Source organism: Mycobacterium sp. IS-1556, assembly GCF_001499985.1.
In the GTDB taxonomy this organism is placed as follows: Bacteria; Actinomycetota; Actinomycetes; order Mycobacteriales; family Mycobacteriaceae; genus Mycobacterium.
Map to the genome: position 1 here is coordinate 1 of NZ_LQIM01000009.1, position 25697 is coordinate 25697.

The following is a 25697-nucleotide window of genomic DNA, read 5'->3' on the forward strand; positions in this document are numbered from 1 at the left end:
GCGTTGTTTGTGCTCGATGGGTGGTTGCGGCCGGTGCCGGCGGGGGTGGTCGGGGAGTTGTATGTGGCCGGCGCCGGGGTGGGGGTCGGGTATTGGCGGCGGGCTTCGTTGACCGGGTCACGGTTTGTGGCGTGCCCGTTCGGTGCGCCGGGGCAACGGATGTATCGCAGCGGGGATTTGGTGCGTTGGCGCGCTGATGGGCAGCTGGACTATCTGGGCCGCGCTGATGAGCAGGTCAAGATCCGCGGGTATCGCATCGAGCTCGGCGAGATCCAGACGGCGCTGGCCGCCCTGGAGGGGGTGGCCCAGGCGGCGGTGATCGCCCGCGAGGACCGCCCCGGTGACAAACGCCTGATCGGCTATATCACCGGCACCGCCGACCCGACCGACGCGCGCAGCGTGCTGGCTGAGCGGTTGCCGGCCTACATGGTTCCGGCCGCGGTGGTGGGGATCGACAACCTGCCGTTGACCCCCAACGGCAAACTCGACACCCGCGCGTTGCCGGCCCCTGACTACCAGGATGGCGATCGGTACCGGGCCCCGGTGACCCCGACCGAGCAGATCGTGGCCAACATCTACGCCCAGACCCTGGGCCTGGAGCGCGTCGGCGTCGTAGACTCCTTCTTCGACCTCGGCGGCGACTCACTACAGGCAATGCGCCTGATCGCCGCCCTCAACACCACCCTCAACACCAACCTCGCAATACGCACCCTCTTCCAAGCACCCACCGTCAGAAGCCTGAGCGAGCAGTTGGGCAGGGATTCCAGCCGGGTTGAAATAGTTCCCATCGAACCCTTGAAGGACGGCGCCGGCCTTCCGCTGTTCTGCATTCATGCGGCTAGTGGGCTCAGCTGGCAGTACCAGTCCCTTGGAAATCACTTGGACTGCCCGATCATCGGAATTCAACAAATCTTGCAGGACGGAGAAACCGAACCCCGGTCAATTCGCGATATGGCAAGAAACTATGCCGACAGGATCCAAGCGGTCGACCCGACGGGGCCGTACCGCCTTCTCGGCTGGTCTCTCGGAGGCGTCGTTGCCCATGAAATCGCCATCGAGCTCCAGCGACGCGGACACGTAATCGCACAGCTTTTCCTTCTCGACGCTCAGCCCAGTACCGATAGCGGCGTCACCCCACCCGACGGTGCTTTGATCGAGGAGCGCGTACGCGAAGAAGTCTTGCGATTTTATCGAATAGGCCTTCCCGAACAGAACGAGTCGCTTGGCTATGAGCGGATAGAAGAACTGATTCGCGAACGAGGAGCAGTCGAATCATCTCGATACGAACAGTTCCTGCAATTTTTCGTTCAGAATTTCAATACGAACATGGCGCTGTATCGAGATCACGAACCACGCGTCTTCGACGGTGACGTAGTGATCTTCTCCGCCGAAAGGGATGAGCGCGATCGCAGTTCGTCTCTTCTGGCGAGTTGGCGACCCTACGTTGCTGGCGACGTCGCGGTGTACGCCGTCGACTGTACGCATCACGAGATGCTGACTACCGAATCGATCAGCAAGTACGGCAGCCAACTCGAACCCTCATTGGTCGATGAGCATTCCAACAGTACGGCGGACACACCTATCCACGACCTTCCGGCATAGCGATGGGCGCCGCAACTTCCGGCATCCACGACAAGGAGCACCCGTGAAAATCATTTCTCAGGCGGTGGTATTGAGCGTTGTATGGCTGGCCGTGTCGGGCTTGCTGTTGTTCTTGCCGGCCGGCACGTTCAAATACTGGCAGGCATGGGTTTTGCTGGCGGCGCTGGTCGTCCCGACGTGGATCCCCGGCATCTACTTGCAGCGTACGAATCCCGCGGCGCTTCAGCGCCGGACGCGTGGCGGGCCGACGGCGGAGACGCGGATGGTGCAAAAGGTCGTTGCGGGTTGCGCATGGTTGACCGCCGCGGCGATGTTCGTGGTCAGCGGCCTCGACCACCGCTTCGGCTGGTCGGATGTACCAACCGCGATCTGCCTGGTTGGCGCTGTTCTGGTGGCGGCTGGAGTTGGTGTAGCGATGCTGGTGGTCATCCAGAACAGCTACGCGGCCGCAACCGTCCAGGTGGAAGCAGGCCAGAAACTCGTCTCCACCGGTCTCTACGGGCTGGTGCGGCACCCCATGTACAGCGGCAGCGTGATGATCATGGTGGGCATCCCCCTTGCGCTCGGGTCCTACTGGGCACTCCTGTTCGTCATTCCCGGGCTCGTTGTATTCGCTTCGCGCATCCACGACGAGGAGAAATTGCTCCAGGATGAGTTGGACGGCTACCGCGAGTACATGCGAAAGGTTCGTTTTCGCCTGGTGCCATGCATGTGGTGAGAGCTCCAACCGTGCCTCAGCGCTGGTGAGCTTCTCGCGGACCGTTCGGTGAGAGGGTGCCTATCAACACTGGCCGGAATCCGTGTCGCGCGCACGCCGCTGGTTCGACACCGAGAGCTGCGCTGGACGGCGTCTGACCTGGCACTGAAAAGCATATGGTGACCGCGCGACCATCTGGTCTAGCGACCCGGTAGCGCGTGCTCGACGATCGCACGGCGTCGGTGCGGCTCGCGTTCGCGCCGTTTGGCGGCCAGGTACACCTGAGCGGTTTCATCCGCGATCGTGTGCCATTCGAAATCGGAGGTCAGCCGGTCACGGGCGGCGATTGCGCGACGCTGGGCGGCTTGCGGATCGTCGAGGACCGAGCGCACTGCCGCGGCGAGCGCGGCCACATCCCGCGGGGGATACGAGACGCCGGTCTGCCCGTTGATCACCGCTTCCCCCAAACCGCCGGCGTCCGAGGTGACCAACGGAATCCCGGTGGCCGCCGCCTCCAGCGCCACGATGCCGAACGGCTCGTAGTGGCTGGGCAGGACGGCGGCGTCGGCGGTGTGCAGCAGCCGCACCAGCGCGTCGTGATCGAGGTGGCCGGCGAACGACGTCGCCTTGAGCACCTTGTGTTTTCGCGCCTGTTCGACGAGCCAGTCCTGTTGTGTTCCTTCGCCGGCGATGGTCAGCGTCGTCCCGGGATGAGTACGCCGGATACGGGGCAGCGCCGCGATCGCGTCGTGAATGCCCTTCTCGTACTCGAGGCGGCCCACGTACAGCAGCTGTGCGGGTCCGGTGCGGGGCGTGCGTTCGGCGAAAGGCCAACGCGCGACGTCTATTCCGTTGCGGATGACACGGGTCTCGGCCAAGCCGGGGCCGAACAGCTCGGTGATCTCGTCGCTCATCGACCTCGAACACGTGATGAGTGAGTCGGATTCGTGCACGACCCAGGACTCCAGGGCGTGCACCTGTCGGCTGATGCGGCCCGACACCCATCCCGAATGCCGGCCCGCCTCGGTGGCGTGAATGGTCGAAACCAGTGGTACGTCGAAGTATTCGGCGAGTGCGATCGACGGATGGGCGACCAGCCAGTCGTGTGCATGCACCACGTCGGGGCGCCACGACCGGCCGCGCCGATCCCGGATGCCCAGGCCCGCACGGACCATCGCGTGACCCATGGCCAACGTCCAGGCCATCATGTCGCTGCCGAAGTCGAACTCGTGCGGGTCCTGCGCCGCCGCGATGACACGCACCCCCTCGGCGATGTCATCGGTCGACGGATGCGTGCTGGGATCGGTGTTCGTTGGTCTACGGCTGAGGACGACGACTTCGTGGCCGGCCTCGGCCAGCGCAGTCGCCAGGTGATGGACATGGCGTCCGAGGCCGCCGACGACGACCGGCGGGTACTCCCACGACACCATCAGGATTTTCACGGTCGCTCGACTCCTGCCGAGTGACCCGAAAATGCACACATCACGCGGCGTGTCGGTGGGCTGGGCCCACCGCTTGCGAGGGGAACACGGTCGCTCGCGAAACTGTGGGTCATCGCGGTAACCGCCTGGCGTCGAGCGCGCCGAACAGGCCGTCGGCGCGGTTCCAGCCTGCGGCGAGACGCTGGGCCTGCTCGTCGCGGCCGGACGCCAGGGCGTCGACGATCTCACGGGTCGCGTGGGCGTGCAGATGCGCGCGGTAGCGCGCGTAGTCGGCCGCGGAATCCTTGCTGACCATGAACGGCCAGTCGCTGGACACGGTGAGCAGGGTCTCGCGGAGGATCTGGTCGGCGACGAAATCGCGAGGGGCGGGTGCGCCGAACGACCCGGTCTTCCCACCGAGCGCCTTGTCGACGGTGGTCAGCGCACTGTCGACGACCTCGGTGTTCAACTGCACCAGGTCCGCGACCTGCTCGCCGGCCCACACCTGCCAGTCCTTACCGGAACCCCAAGAGCTGGGCGGCAATTCGACCGGTGAGCCGATGAAACCGTCGCTCTTCGCGTCGGCCAGCGTGCCGACGCGCACACCGGCGTCGGGCAGTGCGCGCAGCACCCGCTCGAGCCATACGGGGCCCTCGTACCACCAGTGGCCGAACAATTCGGTGTCGAACGCGGCGATGACGTGGGCGGGGCGTCCGATGCGTGCGCTCTCGTCGCGCAGGCGCTGCCGGACCACCTCGACGAAATCGGCGACATGGGAGTCGATTGCGCGGTCGGCACGCTGGGGGTCGTACGGCGCCTTCGCCTCCGACGGCACATTGCGGCCCGTCACCCTGGCCGGCTTGAGTCCGGTGGTGTGGTCGTAGGTGTGGAAGTCGCGGTAGGCGGCGTGCCCCGGATAACCGGACTTCGGCGACCACACCCGGTAGCTGACCTGAAGATCCCGGCCGAACGCGACGACGTCGGAGGCAGCGACCGGGCGGCCCAGCGCCGTGTCACCGTGCAACGACGGTCCGTCGACCATGAAGTGGCCGATTCCTGCTGCGGCGTAGTCACTCTCCATCCCCGGCGCGTAAGCGCATTCCGGGGCCCAGATGCCGACGGGGGTGTGAGCGAACCGCAGTCGGGCGTCGGCGAGTCCCTCGCGCAGGGCGAACTCGCGCAGCCGCGGGTTGAGCAGCGGCTGGAACGGATGCGACAGCGGTCCGCCGAGCAGCTCGATGGTGTCGGCGTCGATCAGCTCGCGCAGCAACGGGCTGCCGCCGTGGGACCACAACATCGCGAAGTCGTCGATTGCCTGCTCGGCTTCGGCGTGCTCACGAAGGCCCAACTGGCGCAAGGTATCCCCGAGCGTGGTCGCCTCGAGTGCCCGCAGCTGCCAGTTCGCCAGCCAGTGATGCATACCCGTGAGGCAGTACGGGTCGTCGAGTTGCGCGGTCACCACCGGCGTCATGCCCAGGGTCAGTTGGTGCCGGCGGCCTTCTGCTGCCAGCGTCCGCAGCACCCGCATGAGCGGCAGGTACGCCGCCGACCACGACTGGTAGAGCCATTCCTCGCCGACGGGCCAGCGGCCGTGATGAGCCAGCCACGGCAGATGCGTGTGCAGGACGAAGGTGAACAGCCCCGGTACGGGTTCCGCAGAAGTCACGGCGACACCGCGATCGCCACCAGGTCCAGGCTGTCATCAATATCGGGGCTGTTGCGATCGCTGGCATCCACCAGATCGAAGTCGTCGCTACGCACCGACGCCACGTCGGCGAGCAGGTCTTCGGGCCACGGCGCATCGGCCAGCGCGCGGGCGATCTGGGCGTCGATGAGCGATCCACCGTGCCGGGTGTCGAGCTCGACGAGCCGCGGGCCGTGAAAGACACCGAGCATCGCCTCCACCGAAAAACCGGCCGTGGTCAATAGTTCGGTCAACTCGGCGGCATTGAGCTCACGGGTGTGAAACGGGTTGATCGGCGTATCGCGACCGGGGGAGAAGGTGATCCGGTTGGGCGTCGAGATCAACAGGGTGCCGCCGGGACGCAGCACACGCAGGCATTCGCGCACGAATTGCCCCTGATCCCAGAGGTGTTCGATGACCTGAAAGTTGACGACGACGTCCACCGAACCGTCGGCGAGCGGTAGCTCGGCGAGGTTTCCCTGGCGCATGTCCACCCGCGGATACCGTGCGCGGACGTGGGCGACCGCCGACTCGTCGTAGTCGAGACCGATCACGCGGCGGGCCACATCGGCGATCAGGTCGGCGCCGTAGCCCTCACCGCAGCCCGCCTCGAGCACCTCGCGCTGCGCGCAGCGTTCGGCCAGCCGCTCGTAGACGACCTCGTGGCGGCGGAACCAGTAGTTCTCCTCCGCCAGTCCCGGAACCGTGCGTTCCCCGGTCAGGGGGAGGTCCGGACCGTCGGTAACAAATGCGCTCATTGCAAGGCAGGCTAACGTGAATCGGCCCACAGACGAACGGTTCACCGCCTACGTGCTGCTAGAACACGAACTTCGACCCGCTATGGTGTTCCTGCGAACCACCGCAAGTTACCGACGAGTAACATGGTGGTGGTTGCTCAAAGCGTGGTATTGCGGGCCGACCATCGGTCCCTTCGAGGAGGACGAACCAGACTCATGACGAACATCGTGGTCCTGATCAAACAGGTCCCAGACACCTGGTCGGAGCGCAAGCTGACCGACGGCGACTTCACCCTCGATCGGGAGGCCGCCGACGCGGTGCTCGACGAGATCAACGAGCGCGCGGTCGAGGAAGCGCTGCTCATCAAGGAGCGGGAAGGCGGCGAAAGCACTGTGACAGTGCTTACGGCCGGCCCCGAGCGCGCGACCGAGGCCATCCGTAAGGCGCTGTCGATGGGTGCCGACAAGGCCGTGCACCTCATCGACGACGGCATGCACGGCTCGGACATGGTCCAGACCGGCTGGGCCCTGGCCCGCGCGCTGGGCACCATCGAGGGCACCGAACTGGTCATCGCCGGCAACGAGGCCACCGACGGCACCGGCGGCGCGGTTCCCGCGATCATCGCCGAGTACCTGGGCCTGCCGCAGTTGACGCACCTGCGCAAGGTCACCGTCGAGGACGGCAAGGTGACCGGCGAGCGCGAGACCGACGACGGCGTGTTCACCGTCGAGGCGCCGCTGCCCGCCGTGGTGAGCGTGAACGAGAAGATCAACGAGCCCCGCTTCCCGTCCTTCAAGGGCATCATGGCCGCCAAGAAGAAGGAAGTCACCAAGCTCACCCTCGCCGAGATCGGTGTCGAGGCCGACGAGGTCGGTCTGGCCAACGCCGGATCGAAGGTGCTCTCGTCGACGCCGAAGCCGCCCAAGACCGCGGGCGAGAAGGTGACCGACGAAGGCGACGGTGGAACGAAGATCGCCGAGTACCTGGTCGCTCAAAAAATCATCTAGCAGATCATTCCTTCTGACTTCCGAACACAAGAGACGAGAGAAACACTCATGGCTGAAGTACTCGTGCTCGTTGAGCACGCCGAAGGTGCGCTGAAGAAGGTCACCTCGGAGTTGATCACCGCGGCTCGCAAGCTCGGCGAGCCCTCGGCCGTCGTCGTCGGCGCGCCGGGCACCGCACAACCGCTCGTCGACGGCCTGAAGGCCGCCGGCGCGGCCAAGATCTACGTCGCCGAGTCCGACGACGCGGACAACTACCTGATCACCCCGCAGGTCGACGTGTTGGCCTCGTTGGTCGAATCCGCCTCGCCCGCGGGCGTGCTGCTGTCTTCCAGCGCCGACGGCAAGGAGATCGCCGGGCGCCTGGCGGCCCGCATCGGTGCCGGTGTGCTGACCGACGTCGTCGACGTCCAGGAGGGCGGCAAGGGCATCCACTCGATCTTCGGTGGTGCATTCACCGTCGAGGCCGAGTCCACCGGTGAGGTCCCAGTGATCACGCTGCGCGCCGGGTCCGTCGACGCCGAACCCGCCGACGGTGCAGGCGAGGTCGTCGACATCGAGGTCCCCGCGCAGGCGGAGAACGCGACGAAGATCACCAAGCGCGAGCCCGCCGTCGCGGGCGACCGCCCGGAACTGACCGAGGCCACCGTGGTCGTCTCGGGCGGCCGCGGTGTCGGCAGCGCCGAGAACTTCAGCGTGGTGGAGGAACTGGCGGACTCGCTCGGTGGCGCCGTCGGTGCCTCGCGTGCGGCCGTCGACTCCGGCTACTACCCGGGCCAGTTCCAGGTGGGCCAGACCGGCAAGACGGTGTCGCCGCAGCTGTACATCGCGCTGGGCATCTCGGGTGCGATCCAGCACCGCGCCGGCATGCAGACGTCCAAGACGATCATCGCGGTGAACAAGGACGAAGAGGCGCCGATCTTCGAGATCGCCGACCTCGGCATCGTCGGAGACCTGTTCAAGGTCACCCCGCAGCTGACCGAGGCGGTCAAGGCCCGCAAGGGCTGATCGAGGGCGATTCGCGCTACGCAAACCCCGGTGCATCGCGCACCGGGGTTTGGCGTATCTGGACGGCTAACAAGGCGGACAATCTCCGACATGAAGATCACGGTTATCGGGGCCACCGGGCAGATCGGTTCGAAAGTGGTCGACCTGCTGCGCGCGAACGGTCATCAGGTGACCGCGGCATCGCTGTCCACGGGCGCCAACGTCGTCACCGGCGAGGGTCTCGGCGAAGCGCTGTCGGACGCCGATGTCCTTGTCGACGTGGTGAATTCACCGTCCTTCGACGACGGCCCGGTGATGGATTTCTTCACGGCATCGTCGACGAACCTGGTGGCGGCCGCCCACGACCGCGGCATCGGCCACTATGTGGCCCTGTCGATCGTGGGATGCGATCTGCTGCCCGACAGCGGCTACATGCGCGCCAAGGTCGCCCAGGAGAAGATCGTCGCCGAGTCGGGGCTGCCGTACACGATCGTTCGCGCGACGCAGTTCCACGAATTCGCCGAGGCGATCGTCGGATCGCTGATCGTCGACGGGGACGTCAGGGCACCGGACGGACGCATTCAGCCGATCGCGGCCGCCGACGTCTCCGCTGAGGTCGCCCGTGCGGCCGAGGGCCGACCGGTCAACGGTGTCCTCAACGTCGGCGGCCCCGACAAGATGAGCTTCGCCGACCTCGCGCGCGCCGTGCTGGCCGCGCAGGGCGCTGATACGCCCGTGGTCGTCGACGCACAGGGCACCTACTTCGGCACGCGCGTCGACGACTCGAGCCTCGTCACCGGCGAGGACGGGGTGTTGTCGAGCACGCGGTTTTCTGACTGGCTTTCCACGAGTCGCTGATCGCAGCGCGCTCTGCGCGACCAATTCGTCACCTAGCGCTCACAGACACGTCATGCGCCCGATGCCACTTGTAGATGCGACTGGGCGACCGTGCAGCCATGAGCACTGCTTCTGTACTCATCGCCCCGGACGAAATCGACCACGGGCGGGCGGCTTCTTCCACGCCCGTGCCCCGCTACACCCTGCTGCTGTCGACGGACGCCACGCTCATCGAGACCGCGCAGCGTCTGCGCCACGAGGTGTTCACCTCCGAACCCGGATTCGCCCTGCAAGGCAACACCGTCGGCTTGGACGCCGACCGCTTCGACCAGCACTGCGACCACCTGCTGGTGCGCGAGGAGGGCTCCGGCGAGCTGGTCGGCTGCTACCGGATGCTGCCGCCGGCGGGCGCGGCCGCCGCCGGAGGGTTGTACAGCGCGACCGAATTCGACGTTCGCGGGCTCGATCCGTTGCGTCCCGGCCTGGTCGAGATGGGCCGGGCGGTGGTGCGGGCGGATCACCGCAACGGCGCGGTGGTGCTGCTGATGTGGGCGGGGATCCTGGCGTACCTCGACCGGTGCGGCTATGACTACGTGACCGGATGCGTGTCGGTACCGGTCCGGGGCTCCGAGGGCCAGGTGCCCGGAGCACAGATCCGCGGTGTGCGCGACTTCGTCCGTCGCCGGCACGCCGCCCCGGCGCAGTACACCGTGCATCCGTATCGGCCGGTGACCGTGGACGGCAGACGGCTCGACGACATCGAGCCACCCGCCCGGGTGGCCGTGCCCGCATTGATGCGGGGATATCTGCGGCTCGGTGCGCAGATCTGCGGTGAACCGGCGCACGATCCCGACTTCGGGGTCGGCGACTTCCCGGCGCTACTCGACAAACGTCGCGCCGACATCAGGTACCTGCGCAGGCTGAGGACCGTCGGCGCGGCCACCGCCGCGGCCGACGGGATCGGGTCGTGAGCACCGCCAACGGCTGGGTGCCGCGGGCGGCGTGCGACGCGAGCTGCGTCAGCGCCGGGGCCGGCCAGGCCGGTCGGCGGATGGTCGTCGCGTGCCGTGCCGCGCTGCGTCTCGTCTTCGCGGTCACGCTGCTGGCGTTCGCGCCGCTACTGGCGGTCCCCGCCCCGGGCCGATCCGGCCTCCAGCGCGGCTATTGCCGGCTCCTGTTGCGTGGCCTCGGCGTGCGAACCACGGTGTCGGGCGGACCCATTCGCAACCTCAGCGGCGTTCTGGTGGTGAGCGGACACGTGTCCTGGGTGGACATCTTCGTGATCGGCTCGGTACTGCCGGGACGGTTCGTCGCGAAATCAGAACTCATCAACTGGCCCGGTCTCGGCGTGCTGGCCCGGCTGTTGAAGGTGATACCGATCGAGCGGGGCAATCTGCGGCGGCTCCCCGATGTGGTGGACACCATCGCGAGCGGCCTGCGCGCGGGCCAGACCGTCGTGGCCTTTCCCGAGGGCACCACCTACTGCGGCCTGGGCTACGGCCGGTTCCGGCCCGCGATGTTCCAGGCCGCCGTCGACGCGGGCCGGCCGGTCCAACCGCTGCGGCTGAGCTACCACCACCGCGACGGCAGGGCGTCCACGGTCGCGGCGTATGTGGGCGACGACACACTGCTCGCGTCGATCCGCCGCCTGATCACCGCGAAGCGCACCGTGGTACGGGTGCAGGTCGAGTCCCTGCAGCTGCCCGGTGCCGACCGTCGTGACCTGGCAGCCCGCTGTGAGCGCGCGGTGCGCGGCGACACCACGCCACGCTCGGCCGGTCACGCGCTCGCGGCCTGAGCGAATCGGGGGCCGACCGGGTCGGCGGCTATTCTTGACTGGTTATGACCTCGGACAAGCCGGTCTACCTCGATCACGCCGCCACCACGCCGATGCACCCCGCTGCCATCGACGCGATGACGGCTGCGATGGCCACGGTCGGCAACGCATCATCGCTGCACGGAACCGGCCGCGCGGCGCGCCGGCGGATGGAGGAGTCGCGCGAGACGCTGGCCCAGCTGCTCGGCGCGCGCCCGTCGGAGGTGATCTTCACCGCGGGCGGCACCGAGAGCGACAACCTGGCCGTCAAGGGCATCTACTGGGCGCGCCGGGATGCCGACCCGCGCCGCAGGCGCATCGTGACCACCCCGGTCGAACACCACGCCGTGCTCGACTCCGTCGAGTGGCTGGTCGAGCACGAGGACGCCGAGGTGACCTGGTTGCCCGTCGAACAGGACGGCTCGGTGACAGCGGCTGCGCTGCGGCAGGCGTTGCAAGATCACGACGACGTGGCAGTGGTGTCGGTGATGTGGGCCAACAACGAGGTCGGCACGATCATGCCGATCGCCGAACTTGCGGCCGTCGCAGCGCAATTCGATGTGCCGATGCACAGCGACGCTGTCCAGGCGGTCGGCCACATTCCGGTCGACTTCACGGCGAGCGGACTGTCGGCGATGAGCATCGCCGCGCACAAGTTCGGCGGGCCGACCGGGATCGGCGCGTTGCTGCTGCGCCGCGACACCGCCTGCGTGCCGCTGCTGCACGGCGGAGGTCAGGAGCGCGACGTTCGTTCGGGCACACCGTATGTTGCCGGCGCCGTCGCGATGGCCGCGGCGGCGAAGGTCGCGGTCGAAGGGCTGGAGACCAACAGCGTGCGGGTTTCGGCGCTACGTGACCGCTTGGTCGAGGGTGTGCTGGCAACCATCGCCGACGTCGACCTCAACGGGGCGACGGGAGCAGACCGGCTGCCGGGCAATTCGCACTTCACATTCCGCGGCTGCGAAGGTGACTCGTTGTTGATGCTGCTGGACGCCAAGGGTATCGAGTGCTCGACGGGGTCGGCGTGCACCGCCGGTGTCGCGCAGCCTTCGCACGTACTGATCGCAATGGGCGCCGACCCGGTGAGCGCGCGCGGTTCGCTACGACTTTCCTTGGGCCATACCAGCACCGAGGACGACGTGGACGCTGCGCTCGCGGTGCTCCCCGCCGCGGTGGACCGTGCCCGGCAAGCCGCCCTGGCCAGTTCGGGGGTGGTCGACTGATGAAGGTACTCGTGGCCATGAGCGGTGGTGTCGACTCGTCGGTCGCCGCCGCCCGGATGGTCGACGCCGGCCACGACGTGGTCGGTGTGCATCTCGCGTTGTCGGCCGCGCCGGGCACCTTGCGCACCGGATCTCGCGGTTGTTGCTCGAAAGAGGACGCCGGCGACGCGCGCAGAGTTGCCGATGTACTCGGTATCCCTTTCTACGTCTGGGATTTCGCCGACCGCTTCAAAGAAGACGTCATCGACGACTTCGTATCCTCCTATGCGCGCGGCCAGACCCCGAACCCGTGTGTCCGGTGCAACGAACGGATCAAGTTCTCCGCGTTGGCAGCCCGAGCGCTGGCGCTGGGTTTCGACGCGGTGGCCACCGGTCACTATGCGCGGCTGTCCGAGGGACGGTTGCGGCGTGCGGTCGATGCAGACAAGGACCAGTCCTACGTGCTGGCCGTCCTGACCGCAGAACAGTTGCGCCACGCCGTGTTCCCGGTCGGAGACACGCCCAAGCCGCAGATCCGCGAGGAAGCCGCGCGCCGCGGTCTTGCGGTCGCCGACAAGCCGGACAGTCACGACATCTGCTTCATCCCCTCCGGCGACACACGCGCGTTCCTCGGCGCCCGGATCGGGGTCCGGCGGGGCTCGGTAGTCGACGCTGCGGGCACGGTGCTGGCCGAACACGACGGTGTGCACGGGTTCACCGTCGGTCAACGCAAAGGGCTGGGCATCGCAGGGCCCGGTCCCGACGGGCGGCCGCGCTATGTGACCGAGATCGACCCCGACAGCGCGACGGTGCGCGTCGGTGACGCCGCCGATCTGGACGTGTGGACGTTGACCGGTGAGCGGCCGATCTTCACCTCCGGTGTGGCGCCCACGGGTCCGGTGGAATGCCAGGTGCAGGTCCGCGCGCACGGCGGCCTCGGCGACGGGGTGGCCGCGCTTCGCGACGGATTGCTGACCGTCGACCTGCGCGCTCCGCTGCGCGGTGTGGCACCCGGCCAGACCATGGTGCTGTACCGCCCCGACCCCGCCGGCGACGAGGTGCTGGGCAGCGCGACGATCACCCGATAGCCGCGCTATTCGGGCACATTGGCGAGGATGTTCGTCATGACGATCTCGGGCACGGAGTCGGGAAACCGGCATGCGGTCACCTCCACCAGCACGACCGACTTCACCCGGTAGTCGCGACCGCAGGCGCCTGCCGGGCGGGTTTGCAGGATGTCAGCACCGATCGTCCAATCGCCGACGAACATCGACCCCAAAGCCGTTGCGCTGCACCCCTCCACGAGGGCGGCTAGATCATCGAAGGCCCGGCGCGCGGTCATGGCGTCGCGGTAGGCGGCCGCGCCCTCGGAGATGAGCCCGCCGTCGGGCGGGTGCTGGAAGGTGGTCTTGCGGAACTCCTCGACGTCGGGTCCGAACGTCTGGGTTTCGGCGAAGATCCATTGGCATTGCGGGGGAGTACTCTCGGCCAGGGGCTCGATGTCGACCGGAGTCTTGCCGTCCATCGTCGGGATGATCGTGAGATCCTCGCCGGCACCGGTGATTGCGCGCATCTGCGACTGGTCGAGCATGATCGTTTCGACGTCGATCGGCGACAGCGAGTCGTCGTCGATGCCGGGGACGGCTCGAATCGCGTGACCACTGATGCTCTGCGTGCACGCTGCCGTGAGCGCCGCCGTCGCACACCACAGCACGATCGTTCTCAGCACTGCGGGCATGTGCGTTCTTCCGAACCCTTCCGGACCGAGATTAGCCCGATCGAATACTGTCAAACGAGTGAATGCCTTCGCCGCAGCCACCGGCATCGGGTCGTGGCCGGGGACGTCGCCACGCGAGGCCGCCGAGATCGTCATCGGCGAATTGCACACCTTGCCGCATCTGCCCGAATTGCCGGGCCGCGGCGTGGGCGCCGACATGATCGGGCGGGCCGCGGCGCTGCTCGTCGACATCGGCATGGACACCGTCCCACGCGGCTATCGGATCGCGTCGGGCCGCACGGCCGCGGCAAGGCGGGCGCTGAGCCTGCTCGACGAGGATCTCGACGCGCTCGAGGAGGCCTGGGAGAAGGCGGGTTTGCGTGGCGGAGGCCGCACCGTCAAGGTCCAGGCGCCGGGTCCCGTCACACTTGCGGCGCAATTGGAGCTCGCCAACGGGCACCGCGCGCTCACCGATCCCGGCGCGGTGCGTGACCTGGCCGCCTCGCTGGCCGACGGGGTGGCAGCGCACCGGGCACAGGTGGCGCGCAGGTTGGACGCGGCGGTCGTGGTGCAATTCGACGAGCCCCTGTTACCCGCCGCGCTGGAGGGCCGGTTGACGGGGGTGACCAGTCTGACGCCGGTGCATCCGGTCGACGAGCCGGTGGCCGTCGGCCTGCTCGACGAGTGCGTCGCCGCGGTGGGCGCTCCCGTGGTGTTGCACAGCTGCGCATCGGGCGTGCCTTGGAAAGCGTTGCAGCGCAGCTATGTCGATGCTGTCTCCGTTGACACGACCACGCTTGTCGCCGCCGACCTCGACGGTATCGGTGAATTCGTCGACGCGGGGCGCACTGTGATGTTCGGCGTGGTGCCCTCGACGGCTCCGGACGTCCGACCGTCGGTCGAAGAGATCGCCCGGGCCGCGACCTCGGTGACCGATCGGCTGGGTTTCACCCGTTCCGTACTGAGCGAGCGCATCGGCATCACGCCGGCGTGCGGCCTGGCCGGCACCACCGCCGAATGGGCACGCGCAGCGATCGGATTGGCGCAGAAAACGGCGGACGCCTTCGCCGAGGATCCCGACGCGATCTGACGCCGGTCTCGAGATCGGCACGAGGGCTGTGCTTCGTCGGAATCGCTGCCCTCCTGCAGAATTCGCGCGAGATCCCAGCCGGCACGAAAGGAAACGCAACCAAATGGTTGCATTAAGTCGCGACAAGCGATACGGTGAGGCGCAACCAGGAGGTTGCATATGAGTACGGATCGTATCGAAAAGGAAGTTCTGTTGAAGGCGCCGCTCGCGCGCGTCTGGCGGGCGATCAGCGACGCCGACGAGTTCGGGCAGTGGTTCGGGGTGCGATTCGACGGACCGTTCGTGGCCGGCAGGTCGGTGACCGGCGTCATGACCCCGACGGTGGTCGACGCCGACGTCGCCAAGGCTCAGGAGCCGTATGCGGGCACGGCCGACGCATGGCACATCGAGGCGGTCGAGCCGCAACGGCGGTTGGCGTTCCGCTGGCACCCCTACGGCGTCGAGGAAGGCGTCGACGTCACCGACGAACCGACCACGCTGGTGGAGTTCACGCTCGAAGAGACCGCCGACGGAGTGCTGCTGCGCATCGTTGAATCCGGATTCGACGCCCTCCCCGCCGAGCGCCGCGCATCGGCCTTCGAGGGCAACAGCGAGGGCTGGGCCGCGCAGGTCGAACTCGTGCGCAAGTACCTCGCCATCAGCGAGACGGTGTGAGCGCCCCACCGGTCGAAGCCCCCATTTTCAACGCACTCGGCGACCCCAACCGCCTGCGCATAGTCACCCAACTGTGCGAGGGCGGACCGTGTTCGACAACCGAGATCACCGCGGTGGTGCCGGTGAGCCGGCAGGCGACGACCAAACACCTGCTGCTGCTGGAATCGGTGGGCCTGGTGAGCAGTGAACGCAGTGGCCGCGAGCGCATCTGGCGGATGCAACCCGCCTCGCTGGGCGACGCGAGCGAATACCTCGCGAAGCTGTCGCAGCGGTGGGACCGCGCAATCGACCGGCTGCGCGCCTACGTCGAGGACTGAAGCCGCGGTTCGCTGGACGATTTGCGCGCGTTATGTCCAGACGCGGGATGTGGAGTTGGCCCGCGTGCAAGAATGCTTCGCACGCGTCGTCGATCTTCTTTGCCCGAGAGGAATGGTGCCCCGAGTGAATCCGCGCCTCGCGGCAGGTGTCGGAGCGGTGTCCGCCGTTCTTTTGTTGGGCGGGTGGGGCGCTGCCGTCGCATCGGCGCATCCCGGCGATTCACACGGCTCCGACCGGGGAAGCAGCTCCGACCGTGGTGGTGGCAATCACGGTCGCGGGTCGGACAATGACGACGACGGCAGCGGTCGACGTGATCATGACCGCGGCGACCGCAACGGCACCAGCAACCGTGGCGGCGGCACCGAGAAGACCGGCGGCAGTCCGTCGTCACGGGTCGGGTCCGGCCGCGAGGACCTACCCCAGTTGTCGTCGAGTAACCGGTCGGCGGTCGCCGACGACTCGAATGCGGCGCGACGCTCGGCGGTCGGCGGCGGATCGGCTGACCGGGCGGCGGTCAGCGGCGGGCCCGTCGTCAGCGAGTCGATCGCAGGCAGCGAAATCCCGTCGGGCGGCGCGGGCGGCGGAGGTTCGCCCGCCGGATCAGATGCGCCCGGCGCAGGAGGGTCGGCATTCGACCCGCCTCAGGTGACGTTCGGCAACGGACGTTCACCGGGAATCCAGAGCGGCGGACCCGAACCGCGTCGGCAGGCTCCCGCACCGGCACCCGCCGATCCCCCGCCGCCGCCACCCCCGTTGCCGCCGCCACCACCACCGCCGACGCCCGCACCGGCGTGGGTGCACCGGGTGGCCACGCCGCCGGCGAGCGCGCGGCAGTTCGTCGTCGCGCCCGGCGCCGGGTCGACCGACCCGCTGTGGGGCGTCGCTGGGTTGCTGCTCATCCCGGCGGCGGGCGCCGTGCTAGGCTACTGGCAGGCGCGTGCGGCGCAGGCCGCCGAACGGATACGCCGGCCCTGATCAAGCACGCAGGTCCTTGCGAAGTATCTTTCCGGACGCCGACTTCGGCACCGCGTCGATGAACGCGACCTCGCGGACCTTCTTGTAGGGCGCCACCTGGCCGGCGACGAACTCGATCACCTGGTCTTCGGTCAACTCGGCGCCGGATCGCTTGACCACGAACGCCTTCGGGATCTCTTCGCCCTCAGCGTCGTTGACCCCGATTACCGCGGCGTCGGCGATGTCGGGATGGCTGAGCAGCACGGCCTCCAGTTCAGCGGGAGGCACCTGATAGCCCTTGTACTTGATCAACTCCTTGAGCCGGTCGACGATGTAGACGCAGCCGTTCGCGTCGACCTGGGCGAGGTCGCCGGTGTGTAACCAGCCCGCGTCGTCGATCGTCTCCCGGGTGGCCTTCTCGTTGCCGAGATAACCGGCCATCACATTGGGGCCCTTGAACCACAGTTCGCCGGTTTCGCTCAGACCGTCTGCGGGCGGGTCGATTTCGTCACCGGTCTCGGGGTCGACGATCTTCGACACCGCGTTGGACACCGTCCAGCCGACCGAGCTGAGCGGCGCGACCATGTTCATCTCCTGCTGGCCGCCGTCGAACGGCGTGATGTGGCTGACCGGGCTGAGTTCACTCATGCCGTAGCCCTGCACGACGCGGCAATCGAGGCGTTTTGCGACGGCGTGGCCCAGGTCGGCGTCCAGTGGGGCCGCTCCCGACATCACGACGTTCAGAGACGACAGGTCGTACTCATCGATCAGTGGATGCTTGGCCAGCGCCACAGCGACCGGCGGTGCGATGAACGCGATCGTGCACTGGTGATTCTGGATGTTGGCCAGGAAGTCGGCGAGGTCGAAGCTACCCATGATGACCAACCGGGCACGCGCATGCAGTGCGGCGTTGAGCAGGACCGTCATCCCGTAGATGTGGAAGAACGGCAGCACGGCCAGCACCGTGTCGTCGGCGACCATCCCGTGCAGCGGCCGGATCTGGGCGACATTGGCCACCAGGTTGCGGTGAGTGAGCATGACGCCCTTGGGGTTTCCGGTCGTTCCCGAGCTGTACGGCAGCACCGCCAAGTGTGACGACGGCGCGAAGCTCACCCGCGGTGGCGGCTGCCCGGGGCCCATCAGGTCGGCGGCGTTGGGATGCCCGTCGGCGTGTCGGCCGGCGCCGTCGAGCACGACGAGGCGGTCGTCGGCAATTCCGACGGCCGCGGCCGCTTCCTTGGCCTGCGCCAGCAGCGGCGACACCGTCACCAGCATCTTGGCGTTCGAGTCGGTCAGCTGCTTGGCGATGTCCTTGGCGGTGAACAACGCGTTGATGGTGGTGGCCGTCGCACCGGCGCGCAGGATGCCGTGAAAGGCGACCGCGAACCCCGAGCTGTTGGGCGAAAGCAGACCGACGACGTCGCCGACGCCGATGCCGCGGCCGGCGAGCGCGCCCGCGAACGCGTCTACGCGCGCGACCATCTCGCGGTAGGTGGTCTGTCGCCCGGACTTCGCGTCGACGAGCGCGACGCGATCGAGGTCGGCTTCGGCATCGGTGTCGGCAAGGCCACCGAACAGATAGTCGTAGACGCTGGTGGACGGAATGTCGACTTCGGGGAACGGGCTCGCGAAACTCATGGCGCCTCCGATCGAATCATGGCCTGCCGGCTACCGGGTCAAACTTCGTCGAGCTGTCTGATGAGCTTCTTCGGAGCGGTCAGCCGGTATGAGGCATCGATCAGCTCACGTACCTCAGCCCAGTCGGCCTTCTTCGCGGCCGTCAGGTCCAGGCCCAGCCAACCCGACGGGCCCAGGTAAGCGGGGTAGAAGAACCGGCCATCCTGGCGCAGTGCTTGCTGGTCGCTCTGGTCGACCTTGACGATGATGGACTGCGGGTACTGGAGGTATTCGCCCCCGGTCTCGGGTCGCACGCTGCCGCCGTACATGAGGAACATCTTCGCGGCGAAGAACGCCGGCCTGCCATGCGACACCTTCTCGTAGGCCTCGGGGAACGCCAGCGCGACCGCCCGCACCCGCGCCAGTACCGGGTCGTCGTCGCGGAACATGATCGGGTGCGGCATGGGGCCAGGGTAATGGTGCGGTCCTGTCGGGCCGCTCCGTTAGCCTGCGAGAGTGAGTCCCGAGGCAACGCCCGATCCCGAGACGACGCTGGCCGCACAGGCCGACGACGGACCCGACGCGGACGTGCGTCGCCGCTGGCAGGAGCTCGCCGACGAGGTGCGCGAGCATCAGTTCCGCTACTACGTGCGTGACTCGCCGATCATCACCGACGCCGAGTTCGACAAGCTGCTGCGCGAACTGCAGGCCCTCGAGGACGACCACCCGGAGCTGCGTACCCCGGACTCGCCGACGCAGTTGGTCGGCGGCGCCGGCTTCGCCACCGACTTCACCGCCGCCGAGCACCTCGAGCGAATGCTGAGCCTCGACAACGCGTTCACGCCGGAGGAACTGGCCGCGTGGGCGGGCCGAATCAAGGGCGAGATCGGAGACGATGCGAACTTCCTGTGCGAGCTCAAGATCGACGGCGTGGCGCTGTCGCTGGTGTACCGCGACGGGCGCCTGGAACGCGCCGCCACCAGAGGGGACGGCCGCACCGGTGAGGACGTCACGCTGAACGCCCGCACCATCGACGATGTTCCCGAAAGACTCACCGGCACAAAAGAATTCCCTGTCCCGAAGGTTCTCGAGGTGCGGGGCGAGGTGTTCTTCCGGGTGGCCGACTTCGAGGAACTCAACGCCGGACTGGTCGCCGAGGGCAAGCCGCCGTTCGCCAATCCGCGCAACAGCGCGGCCGGCTCGCTTCGGCAGAAGAGTCCCGCCGTCACGGCGCGGCGCAAGTTGCGGATGATCTGTCACGGCCTGGGCCGCGCCGAAGGTTTCCGGCCGAAGACCCTGCACGACGCCTACCGGGCGCTCAAGGCGTGGGGTCTGCCGGTCTCCGAGCACACCGCTCGAGTCGCGGGCATGGACGCGGTCACCGAGCGCATCGCCTACTGGGGTGAGCATCGCCACGACGTGGAACACGAAATCGACGGTGTGGTGGTCAAAGTCGATGACGTCGCACTGCAACGCCGCCTCGGATCGACGTCACGGGCGCCGCGTTGGGCGATCGCCTACAAGTACCCGCCCGAAGAGGCGCAGACCAAGCTGCTCGACATCAAGGTCAATGTCGGGCGCACCGGCCGGGTGACCCCGTTCGCGTGGATGGAGCCGGTCAAGGTGGCCGGTTCGACGGTCAGCCAGGCCACGTTGCACAACGCGTCCGAGGTCAAGCGCAAAGGCGTGCTCATCGGCGACACGGTGATGATCCGCAAGGCCGGTGACGTGATACCCGAAGTGCTCGGCCCGGTTGTGGATCTGCGCGACGGCTCCGAACGCGAGTTCGTGATGCCCACGCACTGTCCGGAGTGCCACACCAAGCTGGCGCCGGCCAAAGAGGGTGACGCCGACATCCGCTGCCCGAACACCCGGTCGTGTCCAGCGCAGTTGCGCGAACGGGTTTTTCACGTCGCGGGCCGCGGCGCGTTCGACATCGAGGGGTTGGGCTATGAGGCTGCAACCGCTCTGCTTCAGGCCGGCGTCATCGCCGACGAGGGGGACCTGTTCACGCTCGGTAGTGCGGACCTGCTGCGCACCGAGTTGTTCCGGACCAAGGACGGCAACCTGTCGGCCAACGGCAAGCGGTTGCTGGTGAACCTGCACGAGGCCAAGTCCAAACCGCTGTGGCGGGTACTCGTCGCGCTGTCGATCCGGCACGTCGGTCCGACGGCTGCCCGCGCCCTGGCCACCGAGTACGGCAGCCTGGACGCCATCATGACGGCGTCGGAGGCCGAGCTGTCGGTGGTCGAGGGCGTGGGCCCGACGATCGCGGCCGCGGTGACCGAATGGTTCACCGTCGACTGGCATCGCGCGATCGTGGACAAGTGGCGCGCCGCCGGGGTGCGGATGGCCGACGAACGCGACCCGACCGTCGAGCGCACCCTCGAGGGACTCTCGATCGTCGTCACCGGGTCGTTGACCGCATTCTCCCGCGACGACGCGAAAGAGGCGATCGTCGCGCGCGGCGGAAAGGCGGCCAGCTCGGTGTCGAAGAAGACCGCCTATGTGGTCGCGGGCGATTCTCCCGGCTCGAAATACGACAAGGCCGTCGAGCTGGGCGTGCCGATCCTCGACGAAGACGGGTTCGCGCGGCTGTTGGAGAACGGGCCCGACGGGATCTGAGCACGCGCTCCGCGGCCTTCGATCTCGAGCGCTCCGGCGTTTGTCTGCCCCCTCCACCGGGCACTCGACAGGTTCGAGGCGACAAGGAGTTGTGATGGCTATCTGCGATACCTGCGGCAACGACTACGACAAGGCGTTCACCGTGACATGGCCCGACGGCCGCAACGCGACGTTCGACAGCATCGAGTGCGCCGCCGTACAGGTGGCACCCGAATGCGCCCACTGCGGATGCCGCATCCTCGGCCACGGCATCGAAACCGAGGAAGCGATCTTCTGCTGTGCGCACTGCGCGCGCAAGGACAGCAACGCCGACGTCAATGACCGTTACCCGGTGCCCGCCGGAGGCTGAAGGTCACCGATAGCCGCGCCGCACATCGTCGACGATGCGCGGGTGGTCCAGCGTCGAGGGCTCCAACGACTGGGGCCGCATGTCGCCGCCGAACACCGTGGCGGCGTCGAGCGCACGCTGGTCGAGATAGCGCAGGGGCGGGGCGTCGGTGGGGACCGTCGGCCTCGGCGCGGTCGGCCCGCGGCGGGCCAGCACGAAGCCCCAGTCGCCGAACGTCGGCACGTGCACGTGGTACGGCGTCGCCGCGTACCCGGCGGCCCGGATCGTCGACACCGTGCGCCAGTAGGCGGTGGGGGTGGAGAACGGGCTGCCCGCCTGCACGGACAACAGACCGTCCGGAGCCAGCGCGCGGCCGATCAACGCGTAGAACTCCACTGAATACAGCCGTCCCAGCACCGGGGTGTCGGGGTCGGGCAGATCGGCGATCACCGCGTCGAATCCGCCCGGCGCGACGTCGCGCGGCGCGTCCCGCAGCCACGTCATCGCGTCGGCGATCACCACCTGAACCCGCGGATCGTCCAGCGCGCCGCCGTTCGCCTCACGCAATGTGGTGCGCCCCATCTCGATGACCGCGGGATCCAACTCCACCTGCACGATCGTGTCGACGTCCTTGTCGCGCAACACTTCCCGCGCCACCAGCCCGTCGCCGCCGCCGAGGATCAACACCGACCGGGCGTCGTCTGCGAGCGCCGGGTAGACCAGGCTTTCGGTATAGCGGTACTCGTCGCGGGTCGAGAACTGCAGTCCGCCATCGAGATACAGTCGCATGTCGTCGCCGCGGCGGGTGACCACGATCTCCTGGTACGCCGAATGCTCATGGGCGATGATCGGGTCGGCGTAGAGCCGTTGGCGCGTCGAGGCCTGAATGCCGTCGGCGCGCACCAGCAGCGTGACGAGCAAGGCCAGCGCGGTCGCCAGCACCATCAGGGACGCGGCCAGCTCACGCGCGCTGACGATGTGGCGCAACAGGAGCACCGCCACCACGGCCGCCGCGGAGAGGTTGACGATCCCGGTGACGGCGGCGCCACGGATCATGCCCAGGTACGGCAGCAGCAGGAACGGCCACAGCAGCCCGCCGATCAGCGCCCCCAGATAGTCCGCGGCGTTCAGGTTGGCCAGCACCCGGCCGGTGTCGGTGGCGCCTGCTGTCCGTCCGCGCTGCAGCAGCGTCATCAGCAGCGGCACCTCGGCGCCGACGAGGCAGCCGATCAGCGCGGTGCCGAGCGCGAGCACCCACAGCGAGCCGCCCACGAACGCGAACGCGACATACAGTGCGGCCGCCGACAATCCGCCGACGATCGCCAGCGCCGTCTCGACGGCGATGAAGGTGACCGCGGCGCGGTGCAGCAGCGGCTTCACCAGCAACGCGCCGACGCCCAGCGCGGCGACGTAGCCGGCGACGATCAGCGACATCGCCACGACACCGCCGCCGTGCAAGCTGGTCGACAGCGTCAGCAGTGCCAGTTCGTAGACGATGCCGCACGCCGCGCACGCCGCCACTGCCGCCAGCAACACCGCGCGCCAGCGCGTCGCCGAACCTGCCAGCCGCGGTGCCGGTGAAGGAGCGTCGTGATCGGTCACCGTCATGACAGCGCGGCGGCGTTCACCCCTCCCACGGCGATCAGCATCACGGCGGTGGCGACGGCGCCGGGGTGCAACCGTTCCTCGGCGATCAGGTCGCGGAAACGTCCGGGCACCACCGCCTCCAGCACGACCAGCGCCAGGCCTTGCAGCACCACGCCGACGAGGCCGTACACCGCCGCGTCGACGAGTCCCTGGCCGAGTTCGTTGGCACTGGCCACGATCGCCGAGATCACCACGATGGCGAGGGCGGCATACATTCCCGACGCGACCGCAACCGCGTTGGGCCGCCGCTCGACGAACACCAACCGGCGCAGGTTGCCCGGGGTCAGCAGGTCGGCCATGGCGAAACCGGCCGCGAGAACGGCGACGCCGACGATGAAGTACAGGATCGCGGCGACCACATTCTGAGCGAGGCTCTCGCCGCTGATGGTGCCGAATTCGACCGCCAGATTCATGGGTTCTCCTTACCGGTTGGCCTCGATGCGCGGGTCATTTCGTCCCATCCGGTCCGCCCGGGCTGCCGCCCGCGCCGCCGGCGGGTGACCCGGGAAAGAACCCGGGTCCGAGGAAGATGAACCCGCCCCCGCTGTATCTGCTGCCGCGAACGTCCTCGACCCGGATGGTGCACGGACGGTTGCCGTCGGGCCCGACGATCACGATGTCGTCCTCGTAACGCAGATACTCGATACCGCGGTCGGTGGCCCGCGCCTCCGGACGCCGGTAGTCGGCAAGCCGGTCGGCCACTTCGGCGGGCGAGCCGGTGCATTCGTAGCTGCTGGCCTCCGCGCCGTGGGAGTACGCGGCGTAGTTCTCGGCGACGTACGTACGAATGTCGCGGTTCTGCAACGAGATACCGAGAAGCAGGCATGCGATGCCCGCCACGGCGAGCCCGCCGGCCAGCCAGAACAACGCGGTGCGGCTCACGGCCGCCACCGGCTGCTGGTGTAGACGACCGTGCCACCTGCGGCTCCGTCGGGATAAAGATGCCATGTCCGCCAACGCCATCCGGTGCCGTCGGCTTCGGCGGCCAGTGCCGTCAGTGCGGCATCGTCACCGGGGAACACACCGCCGAGCCATCCGTCCATCCGCTCACACCTGATCTGCAGCTTCTCCGCGAGCCTGCGAAAACCGGCAGTGTCATGCGTTTCGGTGCGGGACTCGATGCGGTAACCGGGCGCGACGGCGCAGCCGGGCAAGGCGGCATCTGTGTGTGCTGTGCACGAAACCTCCTCGGAGAACGGGTGTTTCGAATGTTCGACGGTGACCAGATGCGATGCGCCGAGCACGCCGAGCACAAGCGTGCTGCCGTCGGGACGGGCCAGCGGCAAGGTCGCCAGCGGCCGCGGTGCAGGAGAGTTCAACGCCAGCCGCAGCGTCGTTCCCGACACGTCGGCCGGGTTCACTACCAGTCGGTGAAACGGCACCCGGCGTCCTACTCGGTGGGCGGAGGCGCGGGATACACCGTGAGTTCGCCGGGCAGCACCGGTTTCCCGACCGACACCTCCCACGGCATGTCCGCAGCCCACCGCTCGAATCCGAGGAATGACGTCTTGTCGGCGTCGGCGTAGTCGACGAACTCCATCTCGCCGCCTGCGGGCAGTCCGGTGGTGCCCTCGGTGGTGAACGATGCGCGGCCGCGCTCGATCTCGCGGTAGCTGATTCCGTCGAGGACGAGGTCGCCACCGGGTTGCAGCGACGCGTCCTTGCGTCGCGTCCACATCACCAGTTCGAGTCGGCCCTCGTCCTCTTCGACGCTGAACCACACCGGCTCGGAACTACCTTCGAGCAGATGCTCCCACCACACGAACGGGCCTTGCCGCAACGTGGCGGTGCCGCGGACGACGTAGTCGATTCCGCCGTGGGCGACGATCGCGCCGGGCCCGAGTTGGCGGGGGCCGAACTGCGGCATGGTGGCGGCGAACTTGAGCGGATCTTCTCGCGTGGTCGGGGCTTTCGGCTTCTTCGGCCGTCGAAGCGCCATCACCAACACAACGACCGCCCCGAGGAGCAGTACGACGGCGAGCACGATCAGCAGCGTGTCCACGCGAAACCTTCCGATCGGCCGCGACGTTCAGCAGTGTGCGGTGCGGTTGATGGGATCGTTGTCACCGTAACAGCCGCGCCGTACGCGCAAGTCAGCGCAGAATCGTCGCGACGATGCCTGCCAGATAGCCGAGCCTGGCGACCTCCGAGGGGCGGAAGAGGGGTCCACCGGGGCGGCCCAACACCACTGCGGTGCGCGGATCGCCGAGCGGGGCCGCGGCCAGCGTGGTCGCCATGTCGCGCCACAGCTCGGGCACCCAATCGGCGTCGCCGTCCAGGGCGCGTGCCCGGTCGAGCGGCAACCACGGCGTCTGGGCTGCCTGCGTCTCGGGTGCGCCCGGGCTGCCGACGACGCGCTCCGGTCCCGATTCGGCCAGCCGGACCACCGTGGTCCAGCCCACCCGGAGCACCCGGGGTGCCTCGTCGGCGAGAACCTGCAGCTTGTCGCCGCGGTCCGCGGCGGCGATGTGGTCGATCAGCTCGAGTTCGCGGTGCGCCTCGAGCAGCCCGGTGTGTGGACGGACGGAGTCGACGTAGACGCCTTTGATCTGTTCGGCGGCGGTGATCAGCATGTCGGGCATCGCGCCGGCGGGCAGCTCGACCACGAGATCGTCGACGGCATAGCCGGCCGACCGCTCCACCACGTCGAGCGAGAGGATGTCGGCGCCCACCGATCCGAGCGCCACGGCCAGCGAACCGAGGCTGCCCGGTCGATCCTCCAGCTGGACCCGTAGCAGGTACGAAGGCACGCGCAACAC

At 68.0% G+C, this 25697-nt stretch carries 27 protein-coding genes; 15 read left to right on the forward strand and 12 right to left on the reverse strand.

Annotated elements, in window-relative coordinates; all coding sequences use genetic code 11:
• Positions 1–1602: thioesterase domain-containing protein (locus AU187_RS07995; RefSeq protein ID WP_156442336.1), on the forward strand; the 1602-nt coding region annotated here is incomplete at its 5' end.
• A 43-nt stretch (positions 1603–1645) separates the two neighbouring features.
• Positions 1646–2320, forward strand: coding sequence for a methyltransferase family protein (locus AU187_RS08000; RefSeq protein WP_059166511.1), 675 nt, complete (start codon positions 1646–1648; stop codon positions 2318–2320).
• Positions 2321–2499: 179 nt separating this feature from the next.
• Here the strand turns inward: AU187_RS08000 and AU187_RS08005 are convergent, their stop codons facing one another.
• The 3 genes from AU187_RS08005 to AU187_RS08015 form a co-directional block, all read right to left on the reverse strand.
• On the reverse strand, positions 2500–3741 hold the full coding sequence (locus tag AU187_RS08005; protein WP_156442338.1) for a glycosyltransferase family 4 protein: 1242 nt from the start codon (positions 3739–3741) through the stop codon (positions 2500–2502).
• A gap of 109 nt (positions 3742–3850) precedes the next feature.
• Positions 3851–5386 (reverse strand): 1,4-alpha-glucan branching protein domain-containing protein, encoded by a 1536-nt coding sequence (locus AU187_RS08010; RefSeq protein ID WP_059166512.1) that lies wholly within the window; start codon positions 5384–5386, stop codon positions 3851–3853.
• Entirely contained in the window at positions 5383–6162 is a 780-nt protein-coding gene (locus AU187_RS08015; RefSeq protein ID WP_059166513.1) for a class I SAM-dependent methyltransferase, read from the reverse strand. Before AU187_RS08015 ends, AU187_RS08010 begins: the two co-directional genes overlap by 4 nt.
• A 195-nt stretch (positions 6163–6357) precedes the next feature.
• Here AU187_RS08015 and AU187_RS08020 point away from each other — a divergent pair, with 195 nt between their 5' ends.
• The 7 genes from AU187_RS08020 (at position 6358) to mnmA (ending at position 13076) form a co-directional block, all read left to right on the forward strand.
• Positions 6358–7149 carry an electron transfer flavoprotein subunit beta/FixA family protein gene (locus AU187_RS08020; protein ID WP_059099548.1) on the forward strand — a complete coding sequence of 264 codons (792 nt, stop codon included), beginning with the start codon at positions 6358–6360 and terminating at the stop codon, positions 7147–7149.
• Positions 7150–7197: 48 nt separating this feature from the next.
• Positions 7198–8154, forward strand: coding sequence for an electron transfer flavoprotein subunit alpha/FixB family protein (locus AU187_RS08025; RefSeq protein WP_059099549.1), 957 nt, complete (start codon positions 7198–7200; stop codon positions 8152–8154).
• A 90-nt stretch (positions 8155–8244) separates the two neighbouring features.
• Entirely contained in the window at positions 8245–8991 is a 747-nt protein-coding gene (locus AU187_RS08030; protein ID WP_059166514.1) for an SDR family oxidoreductase, read from the forward strand.
• 98 nt (positions 8992–9089) lie between these two features.
• Positions 9090–9941 carry a GNAT family N-acetyltransferase gene (locus AU187_RS08035; RefSeq protein WP_059166515.1) on the forward strand — a complete coding sequence of 284 codons (852 nt, stop codon included), beginning with the start codon at positions 9090–9092 and terminating at the stop codon, positions 9939–9941.
• Entirely contained in the window at positions 9938–10768 is an 831-nt protein-coding gene (locus AU187_RS08040; RefSeq protein WP_059166516.1) for a lysophospholipid acyltransferase family protein, read from the forward strand. The genes AU187_RS08035 and AU187_RS08040 overlap by 4 nt, the downstream gene beginning before the upstream one ends.
• A 44-nt stretch (positions 10769–10812) precedes the next feature.
• Complete coding sequence (locus AU187_RS08045; protein ID WP_059166517.1) at positions 10813–12009, forward strand: cysteine desulfurase family protein; 1197 nt, start codon at positions 10813–10815, stop codon at positions 12007–12009.
• Positions 12009–13076 carry a tRNA 2-thiouridine(34) synthase MnmA gene (mnmA, locus tag AU187_RS08050; protein ID WP_059166518.1) on the forward strand — a complete coding sequence of 356 codons (1068 nt, stop codon included), beginning with the start codon at positions 12009–12011 and terminating at the stop codon, positions 13074–13076. Before AU187_RS08045 ends, mnmA begins: the two co-directional genes overlap by 1 nt.
• A gap of 5 nt (positions 13077–13081) precedes the next feature.
• On the opposite strand, the gene AU187_RS08055 is transcribed toward mnmA, so the two are convergent.
• The gene (locus AU187_RS08055) at positions 13082–13726 is read right to left on the reverse strand and encodes a sensor domain-containing protein (protein WP_059166519.1); all 645 of its coding nucleotides are present in this window, start codon (positions 13724–13726) and stop codon (positions 13082–13084) included.
• 58 nt (positions 13727–13784) lie between these two features.
• Between AU187_RS08055 and AU187_RS08060 the strand changes: the two genes are divergently transcribed.
• The 4 genes from AU187_RS08060 to AU187_RS25400 all read left to right on the forward strand — a co-directional run bounded on the left by AU187_RS08060 (position 13785) and on the right by AU187_RS25400 (position 16742).
• Positions 13785–14795 carry a uroporphyrinogen decarboxylase/cobalamine-independent methonine synthase family protein gene (locus tag AU187_RS08060; protein WP_059166520.1) on the forward strand — a complete coding sequence of 337 codons (1011 nt, stop codon included), beginning with the start codon at positions 13785–13787 and terminating at the stop codon, positions 14793–14795.
• A 159-nt stretch (positions 14796–14954) separates the two neighbouring features.
• Complete coding sequence (locus AU187_RS08065; RefSeq protein ID WP_059166521.1) at positions 14955–15449, forward strand: SRPBCC family protein; 495 nt, start codon at positions 14955–14957, stop codon at positions 15447–15449.
• Positions 15446–15766, forward strand: a complete 321-nt coding sequence (locus tag AU187_RS08070; RefSeq protein WP_059166522.1) for an ArsR/SmtB family transcription factor — start codon at positions 15446–15448, stop codon at positions 15764–15766. The genes AU187_RS08065 and AU187_RS08070 overlap by 4 nt, the downstream gene beginning before the upstream one ends.
• Before the next feature lie 157 nt (positions 15767–15923).
• The gene (locus AU187_RS25400; RefSeq protein WP_156442339.1) at positions 15924–16742 is read left to right on the forward strand and encodes a hypothetical protein; all 819 of its coding nucleotides are present in this window, start codon (positions 15924–15926) and stop codon (positions 16740–16742) included.
• On the opposite strand, the gene AU187_RS08080 is transcribed toward AU187_RS25400, so the two are convergent.
• On the reverse strand, positions 16743–18359 hold the full coding sequence (locus tag AU187_RS08080) for a 4-coumarate--CoA ligase family protein (RefSeq protein WP_059166524.1): 1617 nt from the start codon (positions 18357–18359) through the stop codon (positions 16743–16745). It abuts the gene before it with no gap.
• A 38-nt stretch (positions 18360–18397) separates the two neighbouring features.
• Entirely contained in the window at positions 18398–18802 is a 405-nt protein-coding gene (locus AU187_RS08085; RefSeq protein ID WP_059166525.1) for an MmcQ/YjbR family DNA-binding protein, read from the reverse strand.
• Positions 18803–18890: 88 nt separating this feature from the next.
• Here AU187_RS08085 and ligA point away from each other — a divergent pair, with 88 nt between their 5' ends.
• Both ligA and AU187_RS08095 read left to right on the forward strand, forming a co-directional pair.
• Positions 18891–20963: an NAD-dependent DNA ligase LigA gene (gene ligA / locus AU187_RS08090; RefSeq protein ID WP_172800190.1), complete on the forward strand. Its 2073-nt coding sequence runs from the start codon at positions 18891–18893 to the stop codon at positions 20961–20963.
• Between the two features lie 94 nt (positions 20964–21057).
• The gene (locus AU187_RS08095; RefSeq protein WP_059099570.1) at positions 21058–21312 is read left to right on the forward strand and encodes a metallothionein; all 255 of its coding nucleotides are present in this window, start codon (positions 21058–21060) and stop codon (positions 21310–21312) included.
• A gap of 3 nt (positions 21313–21315) precedes the next feature.
• Here the strand turns inward: AU187_RS08095 and AU187_RS08100 are convergent, their stop codons facing one another.
• From AU187_RS08100 to AU187_RS08125, 6 genes are all read right to left on the reverse strand, one after another.
• Positions 21316–22899, reverse strand: a complete 1584-nt coding sequence (locus AU187_RS08100) for a polyamine aminopropyltransferase (RefSeq protein WP_059166527.1) — start codon at positions 22897–22899, stop codon at positions 21316–21318.
• Positions 22896–23351, reverse strand: coding sequence for a DUF350 domain-containing protein (locus AU187_RS08105; protein ID WP_059166528.1), 456 nt, complete (start codon positions 23349–23351; stop codon positions 22896–22898). The genes AU187_RS08100 and AU187_RS08105 overlap by 4 nt, the downstream gene beginning before the upstream one ends.
• 34 nt (positions 23352–23385) lie before the next feature.
• Positions 23386–23820 carry a DUF4247 domain-containing protein gene (locus AU187_RS08110; protein WP_059100094.1) on the reverse strand — a complete coding sequence of 145 codons (435 nt, stop codon included), beginning with the start codon at positions 23818–23820 and terminating at the stop codon, positions 23386–23388.
• On the reverse strand, positions 23817–24320 hold the full coding sequence (locus AU187_RS08115) for a DUF2617 family protein (RefSeq protein ID WP_059166529.1): 504 nt from the start codon (positions 24318–24320) through the stop codon (positions 23817–23819). The genes AU187_RS08110 and AU187_RS08115 overlap by 4 nt, the downstream gene beginning before the upstream one ends.
• A gap of 8 nt (positions 24321–24328) precedes the next feature.
• Positions 24329–24940 carry a DUF4178 domain-containing protein gene (locus AU187_RS08120; RefSeq protein ID WP_059166530.1) on the reverse strand — a complete coding sequence of 204 codons (612 nt, stop codon included), beginning with the start codon at positions 24938–24940 and terminating at the stop codon, positions 24329–24331.
• A gap of 91 nt (positions 24941–25031) precedes the next feature.
• Complete coding sequence (locus AU187_RS08125) at positions 25032–25688, reverse strand: ACT domain-containing protein (protein WP_059166572.1); 657 nt, start codon at positions 25686–25688, stop codon at positions 25032–25034.
• Positions 25689–25697: the final 9 nt, after the last annotated feature.